Genomic DNA, 338 nt, shown 5'->3' with positions numbered 1-338 from the left:
ACTCCAGTAGTTACCGTTTCTGGCGGTGCGAACGTTGCGCCAGCAGGCGGCAGCACTTTCATCGTGACTGCGCCAGCTAACGGCACTTACACCGTTACTATTGACGCAACAGACGACGCAGGCAACGCTTCTAGCGAGTCTTTCGACATCGTTGTTTCACAAGACGAGGCGCCACAGCCAAGCTTGGCTTGCAACGACGACATCAACGTTACGCTTGACGCGAACTGCTCACGTGTAATTACAGCGGACATGGTCCTGGAAGGAAGCTTCGGCTGCCTGGACAATGGCGATTTCGTGATCAACATCGTAAACGATGCAGATCCTAGCAACCTGAACAT

At 53.6% G+C, this 338-nt stretch carries 1 protein-coding gene; it reads left to right on the top strand.

Annotation, left to right across the window (positions count from 1 at the left end):
• On the top strand, nucleotides 1-338 hold a 338-nt coding region (locus FRY97_RS22740), incomplete at both ends, for a hypothetical protein (RefSeq protein ID WP_170254900.1).

It is taken from the genome of Phaeodactylibacter luteus (assembly GCF_007993045.1).
In the GTDB taxonomy this organism is placed as follows: domain Bacteria; phylum Bacteroidota; class Bacteroidia; order Chitinophagales; family Saprospiraceae; genus Phaeodactylibacter; species Phaeodactylibacter luteus.
The sequence above is the reverse complement of the archived record's forward strand: the minus strand, read 5'-3'. Positions and strand labels throughout refer to the sequence as shown.